Genomic DNA, 25,716 nt, shown 5'->3' with positions numbered 1-25,716 from the left:
CGGCTGGGGGGCATTGAAATGAAGGTTGTTATTTTCGGGGCGACGGGGATGGTGGGCAACAGCGTTCTGTGCGAATGCCTGGATGATCCACGAATCGACACTGTTGTCACCGTCGGCCGCAACGCGTCCATCACTACCGACGCGAAGGTCATCGGCGTCGTTCATCGCGATCTGCTCAATCTGACGGCCGTCGAAGCGGACCTGGCTGGATCCGACGCCTGCTTCTTCTGCCTCGGTGTCTCCTCCGCGGGAATGGACGAACCTGATTACACCAGAGTCACCCGTGACATCACGCTCTCGGCCGCAACAACGCTCTCACGCTTGAATGCTCAGACGGTGTTCGTCTACGTGTCCGGCGAGAGCGCCGACTCCACCGAGACCAGCCGGACAATGTGGAAACGTGTACGCGGCGGAGTCGAGAATGCGCTGCTCATGCTCCCCCTCAACGTCTACATCTTCAGACCTGGATTCATCCGTCCGCGCCCGGGATCACCGTCGAAAACCTGGTGGTACAAAGCCTTCTATAAAATGTCCGTGCCGCTCTATCCGTTGCTGAAAAGGATGCTGCCGGGCAGTGTCACCACCAGTGAGAACATCGGCAAAGCCATGATCACCCTCGCCGTGAACACCCCTGATCTTCCCGATCGTGTCCTACACAGCGACGGGATCAACGCACTCGCCTCGGCCTGACAGCCCGGTTTCGATAGACAAATCCACGCGCCACCAATTCCAACGCCACTGCCACCGAGCAGGTTTGAGCCAGCAGTAATCCTGCCAACACGAGGATTTGTACGGCGCCGGCTTGTACTGCCGAACCCGTGGCAAGCAGTACACCGACAAACGCACCGGGCAATGTCACCAGACCGACGGTTCGGGTTTGATCCAGCCCGGGCAGCAAGGCGTCGGCGCCCCCGGTTCGTGCCACTTCCCAGCGTGCATCCCGCTGTGAAAAGCCAAGACTGAGAGCGGCTTCCACTTCTCCGTACCGTCCGTCGATGGCGTCGAGACCACGCTTGGCGGCCAACGACGTTGCCGTCATGGCGCCGCCCATCACGATTCCACCGATCGGCACCAGCGCCACGCCTTCGAAGGGCACGACTCCGGAAACAAGCATCAGGGGAAGGACAACACCGACTCCCGATGCCACCGCAACGCTCAACCAAGCACCGGAGATTCCGGCCAGGGATCGTCGTGCCGCGGTAAATGATGCGGCACCGAACATTCCGATGAGAACGAGTACCGCTGACCAGATGTGTGCGAGGGCTGCGGCCAGGATCAAGGAAATCGCAGCGAGCTGCAATGCTCCGCGCACCACCGCGCCGGGAACGGTGCGGACGCTACCGAGGCGAGTGAAGCGATATACCACGGCCGCCAGTACGGCCATTACGAGACAGAGCAAACCCAACCGGATACCGGAGTCGGCTATCGAAATGCTCATGGGTCTCAGTGTTCCCCACGTCGCGAGCAAGTTCGGTCAGAACACCCAACCGCGAAGGGCGACAAAGCGCAGGCCTCCGACGAGGGCGCTGACTCCGATCACGAGTGCAGCCTGAAGTACGCCACTCGCTCCGGGAAGGAGGACACCGAGGGCGCTGATCGCGGCCGAACTGGCCGCCAATCCGATCAGTGCCAGTCCGCCGCCTTCCCACTGTGCAGTGAACCAATGGACACGATCAGCAGCGTGGAAGGTGAGCCGGCGGTGAAGTTCGTTGGCCAGGATGGTGCTCAGCACTGCGCCCACAGTATTGGCGACAAGGACACCGTCGCCGTGAAGCGCAAGGAAGGCACCGAAGTAGAGGATGTTGCTGATTCCGCCGACAAGGGCGAATCGAATGAGCTGAACGAATGCGCGATCGCCGGTGAGGAGTCCGATCAATCTCGCCGAGATGCCGCTCTTTTGCCTACCTACCACCGAGGTCGGATTGCTCCCGACCCAGATGTCAGACGTGCTCATATGTAGCTTCTCTCGTGAAATTAATCGGAACCATACGTTCCGCTTAGCAATATAGCACTAGCGGAACCGATCATTCCGCTTAGTGTCGTAGACTGTGAGGATGCCGACAACACACCCCGACGCGCCGCGTGCGGGAATCTCGGCCGACTGCACGCCACCGCGCCTGCGCGCCGACGCAAAAGCCAACCTCGAGCGCATCCTGTATTCCGCTCGAGCAGTCTTCGGCGCCCAAGGCCTCGATGCCACCCTGGCCGACGTCGCGCGCCATGCCGGCGTGGGAGTCGGAACCGTCTACCGACGGTTCGCCAGCAAAGACGAACTGATCCAGGCGCTGTTCGACACCCGCTGCGCCGAGATCGAATCCCTCGCGACCATCTCCCTCGAGGCGCCCGACGCTTGGGCCGGTCTCGTCCACTATCTCGAAGAAATTTCACTGCGCATGTCCGACAACCGCGGTTTCGGCGACCTCCTCATGGACAGCCGCTTCGAGTCCGACGCGTTTTCCAAGGCTCGCGCGAGCATCACTCGCAGCACCGCCGCCCTCGTCAATCGCGCCAAAGCGCAGGGAACGCTGCGCAGCGATTTCGAGATCAATGACGTCCCCCTCCTGATGCAGACAATCAAGATGGCACAGAACTTCGGGGGCGACGAAGCTCCTCAGGCGTACCGACGAGTGCTCGGGTTCATGATCGACGGACTGTGCAGCTCACGGTCCGCCCCCCGCGAGCTTCCGGTTCCTGCGCTCACCACCGATCAACTCGATCATGTCCTGCATCGCTGCCGATCAGCTTCCGACGGCGGCTGCTGATCAGATACTCAGCGCCGACATCGTCTCGCTGAATGCACCTTCGCGCCCCGGCAAGATAACCTTCTGAAACAGTGTCAGCACGCACTCGTCGAGTTCGTCCGTCGCGGCAAAACTCTTGCGCGACACCTCGATTGCACGAAGACCGTGTGCACGCACGTACCGGGCCAACGTGGTTCCGTCACGCAGTGCCGTTGCCTTACGCCCCGACGAATGTTCGAACCGATACTGACGTCCGGCTACCGAAACTTCGCAGAACTTGTTCCGGCGCCGCATCGCGCCCAGTTTTCCGTCTGACACGCTCACGGCGCCCACACCCGGCAACTGTAAGGTCGCAGGCTTGCCTTTGATCAGGGCCGGACCGTATCGATCGATACGTTCAGCCGTGGATTCCCGCTTCCAACTGCCGAAATGACCTGTGAACTCGCTATCCGAAGCCGGAAAGAGTTCACCGCGCAGCACACCGGCCGGATCGAAAATAGCCACTAAGGAGAGGTCTGCCGCGATTTGCACAGACCAGCCGGTGTCGGTCGGACTTTTCCACTTCATGCTCAGCAGTATTCCGCACCGGCCGGGGCCACCGTTCACACGGCGGTGACCCCAGCACGTTCGTCAGTGCGCGAGGACCAATTCACCCTCAGGTGCCGACGGCAGCAGACCACTGCGGATGACCAGCCCCGTCAACACTGCGCCGACAACGAAAATGGCTGCGGCCCAATAGAACGTCGTCGTGTAACTTTCGACGGCTGCCTGCGCTTGTGTCAGCGGATTCATCTCGCGGCCGACCAGATACTTGGTGGACGCCGATGCTGCGATAGTGCTGAGCAGTGCGGTACCGATGGAACCGCCTACCTGCTGCATCGTATTGACCGTCGCCGAGGCAACTCCGGCGTCCTCGTATCGAACTCCCGAGGTGGCGCCCTGCATCGACGGCGCAAAGATGGTGCCCATGCCGAGGCCCGTCACGATAAGTCCGGGCATGATGTGGACGGCGTAAGTGCTGTCAACGGAAATCTGCGCCAGAATGGTCATTCCGATTGCGGCGATGACCATTCCACTCGTGATCAAGATGCGAGGGCCGAACCGGGGCAGGAGAACTGCCGTTGAAAGCGTTGCTGCAGTGACGATTCCGAACACCATCGGCATGAAAGCCAGCCCGGTCATGATCGGCGAGTAGCCGAGGATCAGCTGCATGTAATAGGTCAGGAACAAGAAGACCGCAAACATACCTGCACCGGAAAGGAAGATAGCCAGATACGAGCCGGCCCGAATGCGATCAGTGACAACTCGCAGCGGGAGTAGAGGATGGTCGGACTTGGTCTGCCAGTAGATGAATGCGGCCATAAAGACGACGCCCGTACTCAGCCACGCGATGGTGGCGCCTGAACTCCAGCCGTCGGACTCTGCCTTGGAGAATCCGAAGACGATGCTGAACAAGCTGATCGCAACCAGGATTGTTCCGGGGATGTCGAGTTTCGGCCTGTCGCTGGTCGCGACGTGCGGCGCGAAGAGCATGACCGCTCCGACCAATGCGATTGCCGCGAAGAAGAGATTCACGAAGAGGCACCAGCGCCAGTCGACCCATTCGGTGAGCGCACCGCCGAGCAGTAGTCCGACAGCGCCACCGGCGCCGGCAACGGCACCGAAGATTCCGAAGGCCTTTGCGCGTTCCGCCGGGTCGGTGAAGGTCACCGTCAGCAAGGACAGCGCCGCCGGCGCAAGGAGCGCACCGAAGACACCTTGACCGGCGCGTGCGGCGACAAGCATCTCGAAGTTGACGGCGGCACCACCGATTGCGGAGGTAACCGCAAAACCGATCAGGCCGACAATGAAGGTGCGTCGGCGACCGAACAGGTCGCTCAGCCGACCGCCGAGCAGCAGCAAGCTGCCAAAGGCCAAGGCGTAGGCCGTGATGATCCACTGACGATCGGAATCCCCGAACTCCAGTGAGCGCTGCGCAGCCGGCAGCGCGATGTTGACGATGGTGGCATCCAAGACCACCATGAGCTGCGCAATTCCCAGAACCGCGAGAATCAGCCACCGTTTTGCGTGGTTGTCCCCTGAAGGCGCCGGGGACTGCTCGGTTTCAGTCCACTCAGCAATGTCTGACATGTTCCCTCGCCCAACCTATGCGGAGATGGCTTCTCCGGTTAGCGAAAACGGTACACCCAAACGGAGATGCTGTCTCCACTTGGCGAGTAAACTGGACATCATGAGTACCGCAATGGAACGCCCGCTTCGCGCCGACGCCGCACGCAATCGGCAGTTGATCATCGATGCCGCACGCGAGTTGTTCGCCGAAGAAGGTATCGACGTCACGCTTGACGACGTCGCTCGCCGCGCGCGCGTCGGCGTCGGAACGGTGTACCGACGATTCTCCAACAAGGAAGAGTTGATCGACGGCGTCTTCCAGCAGAATTTTGCCGATATGGCTGCCGCCACCGAAGCATCTCTCGCCAATCCCGACCCCTGGGACGCGCTGGTCACTTTTGCCGAATTCGCTTGTGGCCGTATGTCGGTCAACCGTGGACTCAAAGACGTTCTCAACGGAACCGACGAAGGGTGCGAGCAGGTCGCAGGCCAGCGATCCATTATCGAACCGGCTGTCGAAGAAATATTCAAACGCGCACAAGACGCCGGAATGCTGCGCCCCGACGCAGTGCCCACCGACCTCTTCGGCCTCATCTTCATGGTCGGTGCCGTCACCGAGTTTGCCCAACCCGTCAATCCGACGGTCTGGCGTCGATACATGTCGGTAATGCTCGACGGACTCCGCGCCGAAGGCCTGCACCGTGACCCACTCCCCCTGCCACCCTTGTCATCCGACGAACTGCACGAGGCCAAGCAGCTACTGAAGACGCGGAAGAGATAAGCCACTACCCGCCCATGAAACTGCAACATGTTCTAGTATTGCCGAATGGACGTGAGCTACGAGGGAACCAAGCGGGAAGTAGCGACAGACAAGGGGATCTTGCGCTATCACGAGGCCGGCGACGGCCCACCGCTGATCCTGCTGCACGGCTCCGGAATCGGAGTCAGCGGATGGCGAAATTACCGCGGAAACCTCGAGGTCTTCGCCGAGCACTTCCATTGCTACATACTGGAGTTCCAGGTTTCGGTATCAGTGACCCCGTCGACGGACACCCGGTTATCACTGCCAGTTCGGCAGTTATCCGATTCATGGACGCACTCGACATTTCGTCGGCGGCGATGATCGGCAATTCGATGGGCGGTGTCGTCGGGGTCAACGTGGCCATGCGACATCCCGAGCGGGTAAGCAAACTGGTCACCATCGGCGGGGTGGGCCCAAATATCTTCAGCCAAAACCCCAGCGAGGGAACGCGTCTACTACAGCAGTTCGCTGACGCCCCCAGCCGCGAAGGACTGGTTCGCTGGCTCGAATGCATGGTGTTCGACCCCAGCGTCATCACCGAGGAACGGATCGAGGAACGCTGGGAAACCGCGAACGATCCGGCCTCACACCAGAGCCTGGAGGCGATGTACGGCTCCAAAGCATTTGCAGCGCAACAGCAGATGATGTCCAAGTCTGATGTGCCGCCGTACTGGTCGATGATGCACAAGGTGCAGTGCCCGACTCTGCTCACCTGGGGTCTCGACGACAGGCGGTGCCCGCCGGATATGCCGATGATCCCGCTGCGGCTCATCCCCAACGCCGAGCTGCACATCTTTCCCAATTGTGGTCACTGGGTGATGGTGGAAGCCAAGGAAGCCTTCGAACGAGTCACGACCGAGTTCCTCCTCCGAGGAAGCATTGAGCGATAGCAGTCTTTCACCGCGGATACAGTCGGCGCAGGTGCCGGGGAACTACAAACGGACTCCACACGTCTGATGCTTGCGCGAGCCTGTCCGCTACTGCCCACAGCGCGGTGGGGTTATGCGTCAGCCCGATGTGACTACCGTGCACCGCAACACTTTCCGAGCGATCCGTCGGAAAGTCGCGGCACACCTGCCACGGAACCACGCCGTCATGTTTTGAGTAGAGCGCCGTCGATGGAACGGGCAGAGGCTGCCCCTGTTCCCAGTCGATACCGTCGACCGGCGGGAGAACCGCATGGTTGCCCGACATTCTCGAATACAGCGCACCGGCCCACGTCTGCCCAAGGCTGCTCAGCCCGAACGGGCTGCCCAAGGTCACTACTTGACGCACTGACTCAGGCAACTCTCGCGCGAGTTGTCGGGCATAGATTCCGCCGAGACTCCAACCGACCACGGACACCGGCTCTTCGTAACGATCCCCCAATTCCGTGAGCACCCGGGGCAGTCCGTCGACAACCGCCGGTGTCGGCCCAGTGTTGAAACCAAGATTCCAGCCGTGGACTCGATATCCGAGAAATCGCAGGTACGCGCGCATCACAATCGTCGACGCATCCGAAGCCAACAGTCCAGGCAAGACCAAGGCGGGATGGCCGTCACCGCGTGGCGATCGAAGTAGCCAGGGCGCGGCCAGCAGCAACGACGCGATATCGGCCAGGCCTCGCGGCGGCTCCGTCAAGCACATTGCCAAGGAGGGTGGACCGGGAAGGAACGCATCTAATTCGGAACATCGGGTGGGCTCTTCGGCCCAATCGAGTTCACCTGACGTTTCCACCGCGACGGACACCGGGACTCCTGTCGGCCGGTGCCGGGTGGTTCGCCCCTCCCGAGTGGAGGAACGGCTCCGCGAGCTGTGGTCTCAACCCACGGAGCCTTGTCCACAATCGCCACCGGTTGCGACCCTGGACCGTGCACCTTGTTCGATCGCGAATCAACGCGAATCACCGCGAACTCGATGTGATCCAGAACACTAATCAAAGGGAGGTTGCAACTACGTTGCGACTTCGTCCGACGCCGTCACGACGCTGGACAGTCCGCCGCAGGCAGGTTCTCGGTAGCCCACGTCGTCAGCTCGTTCAAGGCCGGCAACAATGCATGCCCCGACGCTGTGAGCTGGTATTCCACCGCGATGGGAGGCCCGGCGTCGACACTGCGAACCACCAGTCCCGCGCCCGCCAATTCCGTCAACCGCTCGGAGAGCACCGAGTCACTGATCCCGCCGACAGCCCGCTTGAGCTCGGCAAACCCAGCCGGCCCGCTCAGCAGCGTGCCGAGAATGACACCGTTCCAGCGTTTGCCCAGAAAGCTGAAGGCACGTGCCAGCGCGCCGTCGCAGGCGCGGGGCTGGTGCTCTGTCTCGCTCTTGCTCGCCATGCCACCACCCTACCGGTAGTGCTACCGTATCCATAGTCACTTTGTTTTTACTAGCAACTCGCTTTACCGGATCCTTCCGGCAGGGCGTCACGGAACGGATACGACCTATGTCGCTCGACGCAGCCACACCCTTCACCGCGCAGCAGCTCGACGCAGCCGGCCGCGAACTGCTCTTCACCGAGGCCCGCACCGCAAATTCCTTCTCCAACGAGCCGGTCACCGATGACGAACTCACCGCCATCTGGGAGCTCGTGAAGTGGGCACCCACTGCGGCCAACACCAACCCACTGCGCGTTCTGTTCGTCCGCACCGAAGAGGGCAAGGCTCGCCTCGTAGAACACATGGCCGACGGCAACAAGGCCAAGACCGCGTCGGCACCCGCCGTTGCCGTTCTGGCCGTCGACACCAAGTTCTACGAACACATCCCGGTTCTGTTCCCGATCCGTCCGGAAATGAAGGACCACTTCGCGTCGAACGAAGCCGCCAGCACGGCGACCAGCCAGTTCAACGCTGCAATCCAGGCCGGATACCTGATTCTTGCTATCCGCGCACAGGGTCTGGTTGCCGGCCCGATGGCCGGTTTCGACGCTGCCGGCATCGACGGAGAGTTCTTCGCCGACGGCCGCTTCAAGACCAGCCTCGTCGTGAACATCGGCCACCCCGGCGAGAACCCGTGGTTCGATCGCCTGCCGCGTTTGGCTAACGAGGACGCACTCAGCTGGGCTTGAGTCCACAATTTTTGCTGCGGGAGGGTTCGTTTCTCGAACCCTCCCGTTTCTCTATCTCGAGGCTACTTTTTGCGCACTTGCCTTTACTCTGAGTGCGCCGATAAGTCCGAGCAGCAGGAACGCCGCTGACACGTACAGCGAGTAGCGCGTGGCCTCGGCAAATCCGTCCGACAGCAAGCGCACTACATCCGGAGCGGCTTCGCCCAATTTCCCGTGTGTGCCTTGATCTCTCAGCACTCCGATAGCGCTGCCGGCAGATTCGCGGGTGGCGTCGGAAAGTTGGTTGGCCTCCGCCGCGGGCACTCCACCTGCTTCGAGGGTGCCGGGCATATTTCTCGACAATCCGAATGCCAATACTGCTCCCACGAGGGCACTTCCGATTGCCGAACCCAATTGACGGACCGTGCTCTGCGTTGCGGAACCTTGGCCGGACTCTTCGGGCGGTATGTCTGCCAGGGTGGTTCCGGTGAGCTGAGCTGATGCCAGACCGAGCCCCGTTCCGTAGATCACCAAAAGTAGGGCCAAAAGCCACGGTGCCACAGTCGAACTCACGAATACCGCAACAACGATAACGCCGACAACTTCCAGAAGCAGTCCGAGTATCACCGTTCCGGGGGCACCGATCAGTGCTGTGAGATGCCGTGCGAGAGAACCGGATATGAACGCGCCGCCGGCCATCGCGGCGAGCACGAATCCGGCGCCCATCGTGGAGAGCCCGAGTGCATTGACGAGGTAGAGGGGCAGCACGAACAGCAGTCCGAACTCTGCGATCGCCACCATCATGGCGGTCACGTTGCCCCAACTGAACGTAGGTGTGAAGAACAGGTTCATGTCCAGGATTGCGGAGCGGTGAATCCGTCCGCGATGCCGCTCCCAGAACGCAAATCCGATCAGCAGCATGATTCCGATCGCACCGATCGTGGGAACCGCGGGCAGTGGCGCATCAGCCGACCAGGTAATCCCCAGAACATTCAGATCCGCTTTCTGCGTCCACCAACCGAGACTGTCGCCTTCGATGAGCGCAAAGATCACTGCTCCGAAACCGAAGGCACTCAATAGAAGACCCGGAATATCGAGTCCGGGATCGATGACTCCCGCCCGAGTTTCCGGGACGACCACGTAGGCGGCAATCAGCAAAACGATGCCGATGGGAACGTTGATGACAAAAATCCAGGGCCAGGTGAAGTAGGTGGTAATCCAACCGCCGAGCAGCGGACCGATGGCCGCAACGCCGGCGATGACGGCGCCCCACACACCGAAGGCCATGGCTCTGTCCTTGCCCCGGAAGATGGAGTTCATCGAGGACAACGTGGCCGGAAGAACGCAGGCTCCGCCGACGCCTTGGATAGCGCGAGCGAGGATCAGGGTGGTCGCGCTGTCTGCCATCGACGCCATGAGACTGCCGATCACGAAGATGGCGATGCCCACCATGTACAGGCGTCGGCGGCCCAATCGATCACCGAGGCGACCCGAGGTGAGTAGCAGCGCCGCAAAGATCACCGAGTACAGACTGTTGATCCACTGGGCGTCGTTGAAGTCCAAGTCCAGGTCGTCAACCAAGACCGGCAATGCAACTCCGACGATGGTGCCGTCGATGACGATCATCGCCAGTCCACCAACCAGAACTATCAGCGCTGCCCACTTCTTCGTGGGTACTGCACTCGCCGGTTCAGCCGTGGTCTCACTCGTCGGCTTGTCCATCTCACACTCCCAAAACAGGCGAATTGGTCGATTTACTCTATGCCCGTTTCCTCAGATTCGCAGCGAAGTCTCCGGGAAAATCCCTCATCCAGAACAACATCCGACACGCTGCCTTCGGAATTAGTTGCAGTCCTGAGATTTTAGGACGAAAGTCGACGGAAACCCCTTGCGCTCCGAACACGGCTTGTGTACCGGATGTGTGCGAGGGGGTACGCCTTCGAGCGAGCAGATGTCCGAAAGAAAGTGGGTTCGGAAATATGGGCGCACTGTGGGATTTTGTCGTCGAACGACGACAACAGCTATTGACCGACTCCTATCTCCACGTTTCAGCCGTTATCCAGTCGGTGATCATCGCAACGATTGCTGCGGTTCTCATCGGAATTCTTGTGTACCGCAGCCCTGCTGGTTCGTCACTGGCGACAGCACTGGCCAGCACGATTTTGACCGTTCCTTCGTTTGCACTTCTCGGACTTCTCATTCCGATTCTCGGGCTGGGTGTCCCGCCCACCATCACTGCGTTGATTCTCTATGCGCTGCTTCCGATCATCAGAAACACGATCATCGGACTCGCCGCGGTCAACCCGGCGATCACCGACGCAGCGCGTGGCGTCGGTATGAACCGACTCCGAGTTCTGAGTCGTATCGAACTACCCATCGCCTGGCCGTCGATACTGACCGGAATGCGCGTCAGCACCCAGATGCTGATGGGCATCCTCGCTATCGCCGCGTACGCCAAAGGCCCCGGACTGGGCAACTTGATCTTCTCCGGACTGTCCCGCGTCGGCAGCCCCAATGCGGTTCCCCAGGCCCTGACCGGCACCGTTCTCATCGTCATTCTGGCCCTGATTCTCGACGGTATCTACGTCATCATCGGCCGTCTCACTACTTCGAGGGGTCTTTCATGACTGAAACCATCCCGTCCGGTATCTCCGCAGATCAGAAGGTTTCCGGCGTTGAGATCGTCTTGGAATCCGTGACCAAGCGGTATCCGGGACAGAAGGACGCCGCCGTCGACAACGTGTCGCTGACGATTCCGGCGGGTGAAATCGTCGTCTTCGTCGGACCGTCCGGTTGCGGCAAGACAACAACAATGCGCATGATCAACCGCCTCATCGAGCCCACCTCCGGCAAAATCACCATCGACGGCAAAGACGCATTGTCCATCGACCCGGACAAGCTACGACGCGGTATCGGCTACTCGATTCAGCAGGCCGGCCTGTTTCCGCACTTCACGATCGCCAAGAACGTGGCCACCGTTCCCGGCCTCATCGGCTGGGACAAAAAACGGATCACAGCTCGTGTCGACGAAATGCTCGATCTTGTCGGCCTTGATCCCGATACCTACCGTGACCGTTACCCGCGACAACTTTCCGGCGGTCAGCAGCAACGCGTCGGGGTTGCGAGAGCACTTGCTGCCGATCCCCCGGTTCTGTTGATGGACGAACCTTTCGGCGCCGTGGATCCGATCACGCGCGGGCTCCTGCAGGACGAATTGATGCGTCTGCAATCGGAACTCGGGAAGACCATCGTGTTTGTCACCCACGATTTCAACGAGGCCGTCAAACTCGGCGATCGGATTGCCGTGCTGGGCAACCAATCCAGCATCATGCAGTACGACACCCCCGAGGCTATTCTCGCCAACCCCGCCAACGACATGGTCGCCGGATTTGTCGGCGCCGACGCTTCACTCAAACAGTTGACCTTGACTCGTGTGCGTCAGATCAAGCTCAAGCAGTGCGTCACAGCCCGTGAGACCGACTCGGTCGAAGGTTTGAGAAGTAAACTCGCAGATCGTAAATGGAAGTGGGCGCTGGTCCTGGACCAGCGCGACCGCCCCCTCCGCTGGGTATCGCCGATGCACCTCGCTCACGCGACGTCGCTGCGTGGTATCGGCAACGAACTCGGCGAGGCCGTCTCGATTCAATCGACCTTGCAGGACGCACTCGAAGCCCTTCTCGCCGAGAGCAACGCATCCACGGTTGTCACCGGCCTACGCGGCGAATACGTCGGACTCATCACCATCGACTCACTGGTCAGCCATCTTTCGGCGATGCGCGCAGAACATGAACATGATCACGACGAGGACGCGGAGTGAGCGCGTCAACGGCAGACCTCGCCGCTGCAACCGTCGATCTGGGCGCCGCTGAAAATGCGTCAACGCGTCGAGCGGAGCGGGCGCGACTGCTCGTTCAGCCGATCATCGTCCTGATTCTTGTAGTCGGCGTGCTGATCTGGGCATTCACCCGAGATCTGACCGCCACCCAGAAGGCCAGTATCAACGCAACAAACATCGCGACATTGACGTGGCAGCACATCATGCTCACCGCCGCGGTCGTCATCATCGTGGTTGCGCTGGCAGTCCCACTCGGCACCCTGTTGACGCGGCCCCGGTTCACCCGGCTGGCCCCGATTATTGTGGGAATAGCCAACATCGGCGCGGCCGCACCGGCAGTAGGCTTGCTGGTCCTGTTTTATCTGGCCACCCGAACCACCGGCTTCTGGATCGGCGTGTTTCCCATCGCGTTCTATTCGTTGCTTCCGGTGCTACGCAATACAATTCTGGGCTATCAGCAGGTAGACAAGACTCTGATCGACGCGGGACGTGGTCAGGGTATGTCGTCGTTCACCATCCTGCGACATCTCGAGTTCCCCATGGCTGTCCCCTATATCCTTGCCGGCCTTCGCACTTCGCTGGTACTGGCCGTGGGAACAGCGACGCTCTGCTTCCTCGTCAGCGCCGGCGGCCTGGGAATCATGATCGACACCGGCTACAAACTTCGCGACAACGTCACGCTGGTAGTAGGTGCGGTACTTGCCGTATCACTGGCCTTGTTGCTGGACTGGTTGGGCGCGTTGGCCGAACAGTTCCTCGGCCCCAAGGGATTACGATGATGTCGAAGAAGAAGCGCGGCTGGAAGTTCGTCGCAGTTGCACTTGGTCTCACACTCGTTACGTCGTGTGGTCTCGAATCCGGTGGCGCGGTTCCCCTGGCAGTAGGCCCGGGCAGCATCCAGCCGGTTCCGGAACTCGAGGGTGTCAAGATGACCGTCGGATCCAAGGACTTCACCGAACAGATAATCCTGGGATACATGATCGAATTCGCCATGGTCGCAGCCGGCGCCGACGTTCGTGACCTCACCAACATTCAGGGCAGCAACAGTACCCGGGACGCCCAACTGAACGGGCAGATCGATCTCACCTACGAATACACGGGTACTGGTTGGATCAACCACCTCGGCAACGAGATACCGCTGCCCGACCCGCAGGCACAGTTCGATGCCGTGCGAGATGAGGATCTTGCCAAGAACGACATGGTCTGGATCGATCCGGCACCGATGAACAACACCTACGCCTTGGCGATGAACAAGGAAACGGCCGAAAAGACCGGCGTCAAAACGATTTCGGACTACGCACGACTGGTCGAATCAGATCCGGGAGCTGCGGTGACCTGTGTGGAAACCGAATTCAACGTACGCCAGGACGGATTCCCCGGACTGGCAGCCAAATACGGATTCGATGCAAGCCGTGCGCAGCGACAGATTCTGCAGGGCGGCATCATCTATCAGGCAACCGCCGACGGAAATCAGTGCAAGTTCGGCGAGGTCTTCACCACTGACGGCCGCATCATCGCCCTCGACCTTGTACTGCTCGACGACGATCTGTCCTTCTTCCCGAAATACAATCCGGCACTGGTGATGAAGAAGAGTTTTGCCGATGCCCATCCGCAGGTAGCCGAGATCATGGCACCAATTTCGGAGCGTCTCACCAACGAGGTGATGACGGAGCTGAACCGACAGGTTGATGTCGAGGGCAAGGAACCTGCCGAGGTTGCGCGCGACTGGATGGTCTCGGAAGGCTTCGTGACAGTCGGTTAGTCAGCGTTTTCTGCCCACACAGAAGACCCGGCGGAACGGGAAGAGCGTGCCCGCCGAGGTTGCCGGGTAGGCCTCACCCAACAGCTCGGAGTACTGCTGTTCGAACTCGAAACCGTCGACCTCACCCAAGGCCTCGAGCACCGGACGCAGACCCGTTCCCCGTACCCATCCCAGAACTGGATCTTCGCCGGCCAACACATGAACGTATGTCGTTTCCCAGGCGTCGACCTCAAACCCGTGTGCGTGGAGTCGGGCGGCGTAGTCAACCGGGTTGTCAACACCTTCAGGTCCGCGCAGCACCCCGCCCACCCGGTCACGCCAGGTCGAGGACTCAGCGAGGTCGCGCATCAGCACATGCGATGGAGCATCGAAGTTTCCGGGAACCTGCCAGGCGAGCCATGACCCCGATGCCAGGGAATCCGCCCACTTGTCGATCAAATCGCGATGGTTCGGAACCCATTGCAAAGCAGCATTACTCACGACGACGTCGCAATCTGTCGCGTCGAAGTCGTTGATGTCCTCCAGCGCAATGGTGACGTTGCTCGGCAGGTCCATCGGCGCCTGCGCAAGCATCTCGGGTGACGAATCGGTGCCCACAACATCAGCGTCAGGCCAACGCTCACCCAGCATTGCAGTCAATGCGCCGGAACCGCAGCCCAAGTCCGCGATGTGGGAGGGCTCGTCTGCAGCGACGCGTGAGATCAGTTCGACATACGGCCGCGAGCGCTCATCGGCGTATCGACCGTAGATTTCGGGGTTCCACGTGAGAGTTGCCATGTACCCCATACTGCCTGTCCTGCGCCGTTCTTGTCGGGACCGAACCCTCAAGCCGCCGCTCCCGCCGATGTGCGCCCGAACGTCCGATGAGATGACCCAAAGCACGGTGGTGCACAGACGCCGCTACAACCGTGCCTGAGCGCACACAACTTCCGCCGACGCACGGGAACCCGCACACAAAACCAACTAGTGGACGAAAATACCCGCACACCCTCACACAAAAGCCCGGCCCGTCGCGTTGTGGACCGACTCTCCGTCGACGGCGTCGCGGGATAGTTCTCAGCGGCGCGGAATCACGGTGGCAAGCACACTCGGAAGTTTCGACCAATCCGAGGTGATGTAACTGGCATGGTCGCCGGCCAGTCGATCAAGTCGGTCCTGTGCCTCGCCTTCCGACGCGTGTGTCCCGTCGATTGCGGGCGTCACGTTCTGAGCGTCCGTCATGATCAGCAGATAGCCACGTTCGTGGTACCAACTGGGATCGATTGCGCCGCCGACGTATTCGGCTGCGTCCCCGTCGAAGAGAACAAACCACGGTCGCACCGACGGGTCCGCGTACCGGGCAATGCGCGGATCACCCGGCGACGCACGATGCACCGCCGGGAACGCCGACGCTTCCTCGAGCCGATTCAGGGCCGCAAGATCGCGCAGGTGCGTTGCGTATTCGACATCCGTCCACCACGTATCGAGCGGATTCTTTTCTTCGACGGTTCCGGGAATCAACTCGAAGATGAACTTACCGGCCATCGCGTTTTCCGACGGCCAACCTCGCTGGGTAACTGCCTCGTCCGGCGTCGAAAACTGATCGCCCACCAGATCAGCCGGCGTGAAGACGGCGTCGCCCAGCGTGCCGAGAATCAACGCGTCGAGGTCGGCCGGGCCCCGCCCGTACCCGGTTGTGAATCCGTCTTTGAGTTCGAGTTTGACCATCACCGGCGGATGTTCCGGATTGACGTCACTCCACGCCCGCATGTCGGCCAAGCAGCCCGCGAAGCCTTGATCTCGAAAACCGCTACGTAGCCCCGCTGCATTCTGCGCGCCGACGCAGTTACTGTTACTGCCAAAAGGATTCTCGTGCGAAACCCGCCAGTCCGTGCCCGCGACGTTGGTCCACAGATCCAATTCGATGAGAGCTGCGCCTGAGTCGAGAGCGTCGGCAAAATACGGGAAGGTCGACTTCTCGTAAGAATTGTGGACGCCGACGGACGTCGTATCGCCGAACGACGTGGCTCCGGGCGCCGCCCCGGCCACCCCGAATCCCGCCAGAGGGAGAACGAGGGCACCGAGCAACACCACACCTAATCTGCGCACCCGAGCACTCTCGCACGTCAGCGGCCATCAGGTGGCCGGTTTGCGCAGTTCACTGTGATCCTGGAAGCAGGGCATTCCGAGCTGATGCGATGATTCTGGAGTAGTTCGTTCACAGTTCCGGAGGACAGTCGTGTTTCTGACCCAGTTCATTCATCGCGCCTTGCGCGAATCACCGGGACGTCCCATGACCGTCTTCGGAGATCGAACCTTCACGACGGCCGAGTCCGTTGATCGTGTGGCGCGGTTGGCGAGCGGACTCGGCAGCGGTCAGGGCGACTGCATATCGCTTCTTGCATTGAACTCGGACCGTTGTCACGAGACAATTTTGGCCGGCTGGTGGTCCGGAGCCACGGTCAGCCCGCTCAACTCTCGATGGTCTGCCGCGGAAATAGCTTATGCCCTCAATGATTCGGGATCGACCACCCTGATCGTCGACGAGAACTCAGCCCCGTTGGTACCGGAACTACGCGAACTCAGCCCCGATCTGGGCCGCGTCGTGTTCTGCGGTTCCGGAACGGTTCCGACGGGAATGATCGACTACGACAAGCTCATTGCCGAATCCGAGCCTGTCCCAGACCTCCGGATCGGCGACGACGCCGTTGCCCTTCTGCTCTACACCGGCGGAACAACCGGGCGCTCCAAAGGCGTGATGGTCAGCCACACGGGATTGATGACGTCGACGCTGGGAACACTGGCCGCCGGCAAGCCTGCCATCGCCGACGGCGTCAATCTGCTTGCCAATCCGCTGTTCCATATCGCCGGCATCGCGAGCTGGATGGCGCAGAACATGATGGGCGGCACTCAGGTCTTCCTGCCGGTGTTCTCTCCGCAGGCCATGCTCGAGGCTATCGACCGGCACCGGCCCACCACGGTGGGCGTTGTACCGACCATGCTTCACATGTTGTTTACCACAACGGATCTCGACGCTTACGACCGCTCAAGTGTTCAGGTGGTTCGGTACGGTGCCTCCCCCATTTCACCGGCTCTCCTGGAACGTTCGATGAAGGCATTCCCGCGTAGTGGTTTCACACAGGGTTATGGAATGACCGAGACCGCACACATCACTGTGCTGAGCGCCGCCGATCACCTCAATGGTGGCGATCTGCTTCGATCAGCAGGCCGCGCACTCCCCCATTGCGAAGTGCAGATCCTCGACCCCGCCGGAAACGAAGTGCCGTCTGGAACTGTCGGCGAAATCGTCACGCGCGGCGACCATCTGATGCTCGGCTACCGCAACCTCCCGGAGGAAACAGCGGCAGCCTTCGCCGGCGGTTGGATGCACACCGGCGATGCCGGGTATCTCGACGAGCGCGGGTATCTCTTCATCGTCGATCGAATCAAGGACATGATCATCACCGGAGGCGAGAACGTCTACTCCACCGAGGTCGAGAACGCCTTGTCACAACATCCGGCGGTAGCCGCCTGTTCCGTTGTGGGCGTGAAAGATCCGAAGTGGGGCGAGCGGGTACATGCCGTTATCGTTCTGCGCCCCGGCGCCCAGACAGACTTCGACGAGCTTCGCGCCCACGCGAAATCCCTTGTCTCCGGCTACAAAGCACCGCGATCGATCCAGTTCGTTGACGCACTGCCACTTTCGGCTGCCGGCAAGGTACTCAAGCGTGACTTACGTATCGCCGCCGAGGCCGCGGACGCAGGTGACGTCACGCAATAAACGATTCGACCATCCGTCTTTCGGATTCTTCATCGGCCTACTTCACACCATCTGACAAGGATTTATGAGACTTTGCCGGAGCCCTGGGGGTTTGCCCGGGTGAGACGATTCCCAACTCGTAAGCGCGCACTACGAGCTGCGCCCGGTCTCGGGCAACGAGTTTGGTCATCGCCCGGTTCACGTGTGTTTTGGCGGTGAGCACGGTGATCCCCAGCGTGCGCGCGATCTCGTCGTTGGCGGCTCCGCCCGCCACCTGAACCACCACCTCACGCTCGCGAGGGGTCAGATCGTGCAGCAGGCTGTCGCCGCGAATCGCCGACCCGACGGGCCGCGCCAGGAACTCGTCCACCAGCAACCTTGTGGCCGTAGGCGAGAGCGGTATGGTCCCGCGCGCCACCGAGCGGACGGCGTCGAGTAACTCCGCCGGCCGCGCATCCTTGCCCAAGAATCCAGCTGCGCCCGCGCGCAGTGCCTTGGCAACGTTCTCGTCGAACTCGAATGTCGTCAGGATCAGCACGCGTGTTCGGGCCAGCAGCGGATCGTTCACGACCGCTCTGGTCGCCTCGATGCCGTCGAGGTTCGGCATGCGAATGTCGAGGATCGCCACATCGGGCACCGTCCGACGCGTCGCGCGGACAGCTTCGGCGCCGTCGCGTGCTTCGGCGACTACCTCCATGTCTCGTTCGGAATCGACGAGCAGACGCAATGTACTGCGAAAGAGTGCTTGGTCGTCGGCGATGACCACTCGTATCGTCATCGGCTCCGCACCTCGTAGGCGGCGGCGAGCGGGAGTTCGACTGCGACCACGAACCGGCCGCCGCCGCCGTCGTCGGCGTCCAGGTGTCCACCCGCGGCACGCACTCGCTCACTCATTCCGGCGAGCCCGAAGCCTCCTCCCGTCTTGCGCCTGCCCGCCGCGGCGATCCGGTTTCCGACCTCGATGGTCAGCGTCGACAACCGGTACGTCATGGTCAGCGTCACGGGTTCGCCGGGGGCGTGCTTGGCGGCGTTGGTGAGCGCCTCTTGAATTACCCGGTAGGCAGCCAGTTCCACATCGGGGGCGGCCGGGCGGACACTGCCGGCGACGATTGTCCGCACGTCGAGGCCGGACGCGAGGGCCGCGTCGACGAGGGCATCGACATCGCTCAGCCCGGGCACCGGCCCTCGCGGCTCGTCATCCGCGGCACGAAGCATTCCGACGAGCCCCTTGATCTCGCGGAGGGCGGCTTCGGAGTTCTCGTGCATGCCGGCCAGTGCCTGCGCCGCGAGTTCGGGGCGGTCGAGCACATGGCGCGCGGTCCCGATCTGCAAGTTGAGGGCGGCCAGGTGATGGGCGACCACGTCGTGGATGTCGCGGCTGATGCGCAGTCGTTCCTCGGTGACCCGACGCTCCGCTTCGTATTCGTAGAGTGCCGCCGACACCTGCGCGCGTGTCTCCACCGCGGTCACGTAACGGTTGCGGGCTCGTGTCACGCCGCCGATGGACGCGCCCAACAGCGGCCAGCCGATCAGACCGACGCGTTCCACGAGCAGCCACTGCGGGCCGAGTATCGCAGCAACACAGGTTAATCCGACGCACACCGCGGCTGTCGCCGCTATCGCGGTCCGCGCTTCGAACCGTGAAGCGACGGTGCACAGACAGACGCTGAGGGGCAAGGTGGCGGCCGCGTTGAACTGGCCCGAGTAGGCGATGTAGGCGACAGTGCCCGCTGTGGTGATCGCGAGTGCCCACCACGGGTGGGTGCGTTTGACCGTGAGTGCGGCCGCAGTCGACGCGACGATCAGTGCCGCGATCGTCGACGTGTCACCCGGGCGTCCGCCGCGCTGCTCGAATCGCAGTGCGATGACCCCGCAGGCCCCGACGAACACCGCGACTACCCCTGCCGTCAGCACCGGCCGTCGATACGACAGCTGCACCCACCGTTCCACCACATCCATGGAGAGAAGGATAGGAGTCAAGTGGGCATTTGCGACAGTCATCTACTGCGGACGCGGTACGCCGGAAGACGAGAGAATTCGCGGAGCGCGAGGCTCGAAACGTGGGAAATGCTGCGTGTCGATCGCCGCGACGGCCCCGACCGCCTGTGATTGCGGATCGGGAGATCGCGAATACCGATACCTGCCGTGACCAGGGATTCGATGATTTGTCGAGCCCGCCGTCGCGGCACCGTCAGCAGATCGACGAGACGCTACCGGGACCGTCATCTCGTTGCGGCACAACCTGAATCGGCGCTCGAAGGAGTTCGGGGCAAGTTCGCTGCTGACCTCAGATTGAGCCCAATTTGTCCGTTACAGTCACACGCAATTCCGGGCCGCCGCCAGTTGACACCCCGAACCCTCCACCCCGTAGTCAAGGAGCCCCTGCATGTCCACCCCACTACTCGACCGCCTACCACGTACCCGCGGCAGATCCCGACTCCTGCGCGCCGTCCTGACCGGGCTGGCGGCGACCGGCATCGCCGCCGCGCTCGCAGTCCCTGCCGTCGCCGCGCCGGTCGGGGTCCCGGTTTCACCCAGCGGCCACGCCGTCGGCTGGGGAAACAACGACGACGAGCAGGCCACGGTGCCCGCCCCGCCCGTCGGGCAGACCTACACCGCTGTTGCTGCCGGCGACGCTCATTCCCTCGCGCTGACGTCCGACGGGCACGTCATCTCCTGGGGATCCAACGACTACGGGCAGCTCACGGGCACGCCGACCGACGGCGGCTACATTGCTCTCGCCGCCGGCGATTACCATTCCCTCGCGTTGAGCGCCGACGGCCACATCACTGCTTGGGGATCCAACAACTATGGGCAGCTCAACAACACGCCGACCGGCGGCGGCTACACCGCCATCGCGGCCGGCATCTACCATTCCCTCGCCATAGACGCCTCGACCGCGCCGACTCTGACCGGCGCACCGCCCGCCGCCACCGCCGGCCAGCCCTACAGCCACACCTTCACCCTCACAGGCTTCCCCACACCCACGGTCGCAGTGACCACCGGTGAACTCCCCGCAGGTCTGACCCTGAGTGAGAAGGGTGCGCTGTCCGGTACCGCCACCACTGCCGGGAAGTACACGTTCACGGTGACCGCCACCAATGACATAGATCCGGCAGCGACCTTGGAGGTCACCGTCACCGTCGCCGAAGCCACGACCACCACGCCGTCGACCGGGTCTCTCGGCATACTCGGCACGATCTTCGGGTCCTGACCTCGACGCCCTGACCCGACGCTCCAGAAACCCGCCCCGAAAGGCACGCCACCATGGCACTACACAATCACCCCCACCGACCACGCCGAAGCAGACTCCTGCGAGGGCTGGCTGCTCTAGTAACCTCCGGAGCCCTGGTCCTGGCGGTCGCGACCGCTGCCGCGGCCGCACCGGTCGGTGTGCCGGTCGCATCTCCCAATACCATCGCGGCCTGGGGATACAACTACTTCGGGCAGGCCACCGCCCCGGCTGGTAGCGCTTTCACCGCCGTCGCCGGCGGCGACAGCCATTCGTTGGCGCTCAAAGCCGACGGCACCATCACAGCCTGGGGACACAACGCCTACGGGCAGGCCACCGCCCCGACCGGTAACGACTACACCGCCATCGCCGCCGGCGGCACCCATTCGTTGGCGCTCAAAGCCAACGGCACCATCACAGCCTGGGGAAACAACAACCACGGGCAGGCAACGGCCCCGGCCGGTAACGACTACACCGCCATCGCCGCCAGCACCAACCATTCGTTGGCGCTCAAAGCCGACGGCACCATCACAGCCTGGGGACGCAACAACTACGGGCAGGCAACGGCCCCGGCCGGTTCCGGCCACATTGCCATCGCCGCCGGCGGTGCCCATTCGGTGGCGTTGACCTCAAACGGCACCATCAAAGCCTGGGGAAACAACAGCTTCGGGCAGCTCAACATCCCGGCCGGTTCCGGCTACAAAGCTATCGCCGCCGGCACCAACCATTCGTTGGCGCTCAAAGCCGACGGCACCATCACAACCTGGGGATACAACGGCGACGGGCAGAGCGCCGTCCCTGGCGGTAGCGGCTACACCGCCATCGCCGCGGGCACCCATTCGTTGGCGCTGAACGCTGCCGGCACCATCAAAGCCTGGGGATACAACGGCGACGGGCAGACTACCGCCCCGACCAGTTCCGGCTACACCGCCATCGCTGCCGGCCTCTCCCATTCGTTGGCGCTGAAACCGCCGGCCCCTGCCGCCCCGGCATTCGTCGACGCCGGCCCGGTCACCGTGAACGGTATCGCCGGAACCGAACTCACCCACACCTTCGCCGTCACCGGAAACCCGACCCCGACCGTCACCGCCACCGGACTACCGACCGGACTCACTCTCAGCCCCGCCGGTGTCCTGACCGGAACACCCACTACCACAGGAACATTCCCCGTCACCGTCACCGCGACCAACGGTGTCGGCACCCCCGCCACCTTGACCGTCACCCTCACCATTACCGCAGCGCCAGCAGCCCCCGCGTTCACGGACACCGCACCTGTTGCATTGGATGCTGTAGTCGGCACAGCGTTGACCCGAGAATTCCCGGTCACCGGCAACCCCACCCCCACCGTCACGGTGATCGACCCGGCGAAGCTGCCCACCGGCATGACCTTCACCAACGGTGCGCTGTCCGGAACACCCACCACAGCAGGCACTTACACGTTCATCCTTCAAGCGACCAACGGTGTCGGCACTCCTACCACCTTGACCGTCACCCTCACCATTGCCGCAGCGCCAGCAGCCCCCGCGTTCACGGACACCGCACCTGTTGCATTGGATGCTGTAGTCGGCACAGCGTTGACCCGAGAATTCCCGGTCACCGGTAACCCCACCCCCACCGTCACGGTAATCGACCCGGCGACACTGCCGGCAGGGATGACGTTCACCGACGGCACCCTCACCGGGGCACCCACCACGTCCGGGGTCTACCCATTCACCCTCAAAGCCGCCAGTAGTACCAGCCCTGATGCCGCCCTCGAGGTGACCGTTACAGTCGCCGCAGCACCTGCTGCTCCGGCATTTGTTGATGCTGGCCCCGTGACCGTGAACGGTATCGCCGGAACCGAACTGACCCACACCTTCGCCGTCACCGGAAACCCGACACCAACCGTCACCGCCACCGGACTACCCACCGGACTCACCCTCAGCCCCGCCGGTGTCCTGACCGGAACACCCACCACCGCAGGATCGTTCCCGTTCACCGTTACCGCAGACAACGGTGCCGGAAGCCCGGCCACCTTGACTGTCACCCTCACTATTGCCGCAGCTCCCGCGGCGCCGATGTTCACCGACGCCGGACCCGTTACCCTCAATGCTGTAGTCGGAAAAGCACTTTCGCGCGAATTCACGGTCACCGGCAACCCCAGCCCGACCGTCACGGTGGTCGACCCGGCGACGTTGCCCACCGGCATGACGTTTACCAACGGCATGCTGTCCGGAACACCCACCGTTGCAGGTACTTACACGTTCATCCTCAATGCGACCAACGGTGTCAATCCTGATCTGACACTCACCGTGACCGTCGATGTGACGGATGCTCCGAGCACCCCGGGGGGCAACCTGTTCGGATCGCTCGAGCAGATCTTCGGCTTCGGAAGCTGACTTTTCTCCCCGTATCGACACACTGACGACGTTGCCTCCGCCCCATTTCCGGGGGGCGGAGGCAACGACGCGTTGATCAACGCGATGCTGCGGCTACAGGTGACGTCACGCAAAAAACGATTCCACCATCCGTCTTTCGGATTCTTCATCAGCCAGCGGCCAAGCCAGTAGCGCCAACACAATCCGGACCACCCATTGCGAGGTTTCATCTCCGGCATCCAGACCCGCAAGTTCGATTGCGTTGTCGCCAAGCAACTTCGATGATGCCACGTAGTTGTCCATCCCGGTTGCCCGAGCCGCAGTAAGGCCGTCACTGACTGCGGCGTCGGCGCGAATCGCGCGCACCGAAACAAGAATGGCTTCGACAACCCGCGACTTGCCTGCCAACGATGCCACGGCGGCCGAGACTTCCCGCGCTACGGCTGCGGCACTCCGCGCCATCACCCCGTCACGGATGGCGGCCTTACCGCCCACGTAGCGGTACAGCGTGGCCCGTGAGCACCCGGCGCGCTCGGCTACGTCGTCGACGCTGATGGAGTCAAATCCGCGATCACGGATCAACTCTGCCGCCACGCGATAGATGCGTTCTATGGCAAGTTCGCGACGGTTCCCACCGGCCAGCCAATCCGTTGCATCTGATTCACTTCGTCTCACCATGAGACAAGACTAGCCAGAATTCTCAATTCTTGATCTGCGATCACCGCTGTGACCAGCACTGAATACCGCAACTCGCGGCGCCGTGAGAATTTACTGAAATTGCAGGTCATCCAGCATTTTCATCGGTTGACAAGCCTGGATTGGACCTGAATTCTGAACCGGTGACCGCCTCAATCGACATCGATCCCTTTGCTCCCGACAACATCGAGAACCCCTATCCACTGTATGCGGCACTGCGGCAGGATCATCCCGTGTACCGGATTCCCGATACCGACTTCTACCTCGTTTCGAGTTGGGAACTTGTCACCGAGGCCCTCGGCCGTACTGCGGATTTCTCGTCCAATCTCACCGGCGTCCTGGTTTACTCGGCCGACGGATCACCGACTACCTTCGACATGGACGGCGGCGGGCAAGCCATCCATGTTCTTGCCACCGGCGACGATCCCAGCCACCAGCAGCATCGCAAATTGGTTCTCCCCACGCTTGCCGGCAAACGCATCCGGGCAATGGAGCCGTTGATCGCCGATTACGCAGAAGGGTTGTGGAACAACCATTTTGACGGCCGCAACATCGAATGGGTATCTGCAGTTGCAGATCAACTGCCGCTACAGATGGTCGCCCACCTGATCGGATTACCGGAATCCGATGTACCGCAACTACTTACGTGGTCTTACAACAGCACTGAACTGCTCAGCGGGATTGTCACACAGGATCGCCTGCCCGAGGTTGTCACGGCCGCGACCCAACTCACCGGCTATCTGTACGGAAAATTAGCCGACGCCCAGACCTCCCCCGGCGAGAATCTTCTCGGCGATTTGGTGCGCGCGTGCAACAGCGGCGAGGTCGATACAACAGTGGCCGTCCTCATGCTGGTGCAACTGGTGGGCGCCGGCGGCGAATCCACCGCCGGGTTGATTGCCAACGCTGCGAGGATTCTTGCCGAGAAACCTGAACTGCAACAACAACTTCGAGACGATTCTACTTTGATCACCCCCTTTCTCGAAGAGGCCCTGCGACTTGAGCCGCCATTCCGCGGACACCACCGACACGTCAACGTGGATACCACGCTGGGCGGTATCGAACTGCCAGCCGGTAGTCATCTAATTCTCTTGTGGGGCTCCGCAAATCGCGATCCGGCAGCCTTCGAGAACCCGAATGATCTCAACCTCGGCCGCACCAATCTTCGGTCTCATCTCGCCTTCGGGAAAGGTGTGCACTTCTGTGTGGGCGCCGCCCTTGCCCGCCTGGAAGCAAAGATCGCCCTGACAATGCTGCTCGAGAAGAGTGAGCACGTATCGCTGACTGAATCTGCGCCGCCGGAGTGGGTACCGAGCCTATTTGTGCGACGCCATCAGAGCCTAAATCTGACGGTCCGACACACGACTGTGCCCCCGGGTCCGGAGACTCGGGGGCACAGTTGAGTGGTCTAGCGGTTAGCT

24 protein-coding genes and 1 pseudogene are annotated in these 25,716 nt (G+C 61.8%); 13 read left to right on the top strand and 12 right to left on the bottom strand.

Features of this window, described 5'->3' with window-relative positions; all coding sequences use genetic code 11:
* Nucleotides 1–18: 18 nt before the first annotated feature.
* Nucleotides 19–690, top strand: a complete 672-nt coding sequence (locus MTX36_RS00700; protein WP_243617854.1) for an NAD(P)H-binding protein — start codon at nt 19–21, stop codon at nt 688–690.
* Here the strand turns inward: MTX36_RS00700 and MTX36_RS00695 are convergent.
* Nucleotides 668–1,438, bottom strand: coding sequence for an ABC transporter permease (locus tag MTX36_RS00695; protein WP_243617853.1), 771 nt, complete (start codon nt 1,436–1,438; stop codon nt 668–670). The two genes, MTX36_RS00700 and MTX36_RS00695, sit on opposite strands and share 23 nt — an antisense overlap.
* A 36-nt stretch (nt 1,439–1,474) precedes the next feature.
* Nucleotides 1,475–1,954, bottom strand: a complete 480-nt coding sequence (locus MTX36_RS00690; protein WP_243617852.1) for a GtrA family protein — start codon at nt 1,952–1,954, stop codon at nt 1,475–1,477.
* A 100-nt stretch (nt 1,955–2,054) separates the two neighbouring features.
* On the opposite strand from MTX36_RS00690, the gene MTX36_RS00685 reads away from it, so the two are divergent.
* The gene (locus tag MTX36_RS00685; RefSeq protein ID WP_243617851.1) at nt 2,055–2,762 is read left to right on the top strand and encodes a TetR/AcrR family transcriptional regulator; all 708 of its coding nucleotides are present in this window, start codon (nt 2,055–2,057) and stop codon (nt 2,760–2,762) included.
* On the opposite strand, the gene MTX36_RS00680 is transcribed toward MTX36_RS00685, so the two are convergent.
* Nucleotides 2,763–3,308, bottom strand: coding sequence for a hypothetical protein (locus MTX36_RS00680; RefSeq protein ID WP_243617850.1), 546 nt, complete (start codon nt 3,306–3,308; stop codon nt 2,763–2,765).
* Between the two features lie 63 nt (nt 3,309–3,371).
* Nucleotides 3,372–4,871 carry an MFS transporter gene (locus MTX36_RS00675; RefSeq protein WP_243617849.1) on the bottom strand — a complete coding sequence of 500 codons (1,500 nt, stop codon included), beginning with the start codon at nt 4,869–4,871 and terminating at the stop codon, nt 3,372–3,374.
* Between the two features lie 100 nt (nt 4,872–4,971).
* On the opposite strand from MTX36_RS00675, the gene MTX36_RS00670 reads away from it, so the two are divergent.
* Together MTX36_RS00670 and MTX36_RS00665 are read left to right on the top strand one after the other, a co-directional pair.
* Entirely contained in the window at nt 4,972–5,631 is a 660-nt protein-coding gene (locus tag MTX36_RS00670) for a TetR/AcrR family transcriptional regulator (RefSeq protein ID WP_243617848.1), read from the top strand.
* A 45-nt stretch (nt 5,632–5,676) separates the two neighbouring features.
* A pseudogene (locus MTX36_RS00665) lies at nt 5,677–6,542 on the top strand (alpha/beta fold hydrolase).
* 7 nt (nt 6,543–6,549) lie between these two features.
* On the opposite strand, the gene MTX36_RS00660 reads toward MTX36_RS00665, so the two are convergent.
* Entirely contained in the window at nt 6,550–7,380 is an 831-nt protein-coding gene (locus tag MTX36_RS00660; protein WP_243617847.1) for a triacylglycerol lipase, read from the bottom strand.
* A gap of 230 nt (nt 7,381–7,610) precedes the next feature.
* Entirely contained in the window at nt 7,611–7,967 is a 357-nt protein-coding gene (locus MTX36_RS00655; RefSeq protein ID WP_243617846.1) for a helix-turn-helix domain-containing protein, read from the bottom strand.
* 107 nt (nt 7,968–8,074) lie between these two features.
* Here MTX36_RS00655 and MTX36_RS00650 point away from each other — a divergent pair, with 107 nt between their 5' ends.
* On the top strand, nt 8,075–8,695 hold the full coding sequence (locus MTX36_RS00650; RefSeq protein ID WP_243617845.1) for a malonic semialdehyde reductase: 621 nt from the start codon (nt 8,075–8,077) through the stop codon (nt 8,693–8,695).
* A gap of 51 nt (nt 8,696–8,746) precedes the next feature.
* Here the strand turns inward: MTX36_RS00650 and MTX36_RS00645 are convergent, their stop codons facing one another.
* A complete protein-coding gene (locus MTX36_RS00645; protein ID WP_243617844.1) occupies nt 8,747–10,396 on the bottom strand; it encodes an MFS transporter in 1,650 nt (549 codons plus the stop codon).
* Nucleotides 10,397–10,653: 257 nt separating this feature from the next.
* Here MTX36_RS00645 and MTX36_RS00640 point away from each other — a divergent pair, with 257 nt between their 5' ends.
* From MTX36_RS00640 to MTX36_RS00625, 4 genes are read left to right on the top strand one after another with little or no spacing between them, the layout of a single operon-like run.
* The gene (locus MTX36_RS00640) at nt 10,654–11,301 is read left to right on the top strand and encodes an ABC transporter permease (protein WP_243617843.1); all 648 of its coding nucleotides are present in this window, start codon (nt 10,654–10,656) and stop codon (nt 11,299–11,301) included.
* Nucleotides 11,298–12,491: an ABC transporter ATP-binding protein gene (locus MTX36_RS00635; protein WP_243617842.1), complete on the top strand. Its 1,194-nt coding sequence runs from the start codon at nt 11,298–11,300 to the stop codon at nt 12,489–12,491. The genes MTX36_RS00640 and MTX36_RS00635 overlap by 4 nt, the downstream gene beginning before the upstream one ends.
* A 38-nt stretch (nt 12,492–12,529) precedes the next feature.
* A complete protein-coding gene (locus MTX36_RS00630; RefSeq protein ID WP_243618219.1) occupies nt 12,530–13,288 on the top strand; it encodes an ABC transporter permease in 759 nt (252 codons plus the stop codon).
* Nucleotides 13,288–14,271, top strand: a complete 984-nt coding sequence (locus tag MTX36_RS00625) for a glycine betaine ABC transporter substrate-binding protein (RefSeq protein WP_243618218.1) — start codon at nt 13,288–13,290, stop codon at nt 14,269–14,271. The genes MTX36_RS00630 and MTX36_RS00625 overlap by 1 nt, the downstream gene beginning before the upstream one ends.
* On the opposite strand, the gene MTX36_RS00620 is transcribed toward MTX36_RS00625, so the two are convergent.
* Entirely contained in the window at nt 14,272–15,048 is a 777-nt protein-coding gene (locus tag MTX36_RS00620) for a trans-aconitate 2-methyltransferase (RefSeq protein ID WP_243617841.1), read from the bottom strand.
* Nucleotides 15,049–15,327: 279 nt separating this feature from the next.
* Nucleotides 15,328–16,359: a phosphatidylinositol-specific phospholipase C domain-containing protein gene (locus MTX36_RS00615; protein ID WP_243617840.1), complete on the bottom strand. Its 1,032-nt coding sequence runs from the start codon at nt 16,357–16,359 to the stop codon at nt 15,328–15,330.
* A gap of 130 nt (nt 16,360–16,489) precedes the next feature.
* On the opposite strand from MTX36_RS00615, the gene MTX36_RS00610 reads away from it, so the two are divergent.
* The gene (locus tag MTX36_RS00610) at nt 16,490–18,031 is read left to right on the top strand and encodes an AMP-binding protein (protein WP_243617839.1); all 1,542 of its coding nucleotides are present in this window, start codon (nt 16,490–16,492) and stop codon (nt 18,029–18,031) included.
* Between the two features lie 37 nt (nt 18,032–18,068).
* On the opposite strand, the gene MTX36_RS00605 is transcribed toward MTX36_RS00610, so the two are convergent.
* Together MTX36_RS00605 and MTX36_RS00600 are read right to left on the bottom strand one after the other, a co-directional pair.
* Nucleotides 18,069–18,788 (bottom strand): response regulator transcription factor, encoded by a 720-nt coding sequence (locus MTX36_RS00605; protein ID WP_243617838.1) that lies wholly within the window; start codon nt 18,786–18,788, stop codon nt 18,069–18,071.
* Nucleotides 18,785–19,969: a sensor histidine kinase gene (locus tag MTX36_RS00600; RefSeq protein WP_243617837.1), complete on the bottom strand. Its 1,185-nt coding sequence runs from the start codon at nt 19,967–19,969 to the stop codon at nt 18,785–18,787. Before MTX36_RS00600 ends, MTX36_RS00605 begins: the two co-directional genes overlap by 4 nt.
* 427 nt (nt 19,970–20,396) lie before the next feature.
* Between MTX36_RS00600 and MTX36_RS00595 the strand changes: the two genes are divergently transcribed.
* Together MTX36_RS00595 and MTX36_RS00590 are read left to right on the top strand one after the other, a co-directional pair.
* Nucleotides 20,397–21,224: an Ig domain-containing protein gene (locus tag MTX36_RS00595; protein WP_243617836.1), complete on the top strand. Its 828-nt coding sequence runs from the start codon at nt 20,397–20,399 to the stop codon at nt 21,222–21,224.
* A gap of 53 nt (nt 21,225–21,277) precedes the next feature.
* A complete protein-coding gene (locus MTX36_RS00590; protein WP_243617835.1) occupies nt 21,278–23,620 on the top strand; it encodes a putative Ig domain-containing protein in 2,343 nt (780 codons plus the stop codon).
* Nucleotides 23,621–23,725: 105 nt separating this feature from the next.
* On the opposite strand, the gene MTX36_RS00585 is transcribed toward MTX36_RS00590, so the two are convergent.
* Nucleotides 23,726–24,277, bottom strand: a complete 552-nt coding sequence (locus MTX36_RS00585) for a TetR/AcrR family transcriptional regulator (RefSeq protein ID WP_243617834.1) — start codon at nt 24,275–24,277, stop codon at nt 23,726–23,728.
* Nucleotides 24,278–24,438: 161 nt separating this feature from the next.
* On the opposite strand from MTX36_RS00585, the gene MTX36_RS00580 reads away from it, so the two are divergent.
* The gene (locus MTX36_RS00580; RefSeq protein WP_243617833.1) at nt 24,439–25,698 is read left to right on the top strand and encodes a cytochrome P450; all 1,260 of its coding nucleotides are present in this window, start codon (nt 24,439–24,441) and stop codon (nt 25,696–25,698) included.
* Nucleotides 25,699–25,716: the final 18 nt, after the last annotated feature.

The sequence above is a fragment of the Rhodococcus sp. ARC_M6 genome (assembly GCF_022810305.1).
Classification (GTDB): Bacteria; Actinomycetota; Actinomycetes; order Mycobacteriales; family Mycobacteriaceae; genus Rhodococcus_F.
The sequence above is the reverse complement of the archived record's forward strand: the minus strand, read 5'-3'. Positions and strand labels throughout refer to the sequence as shown.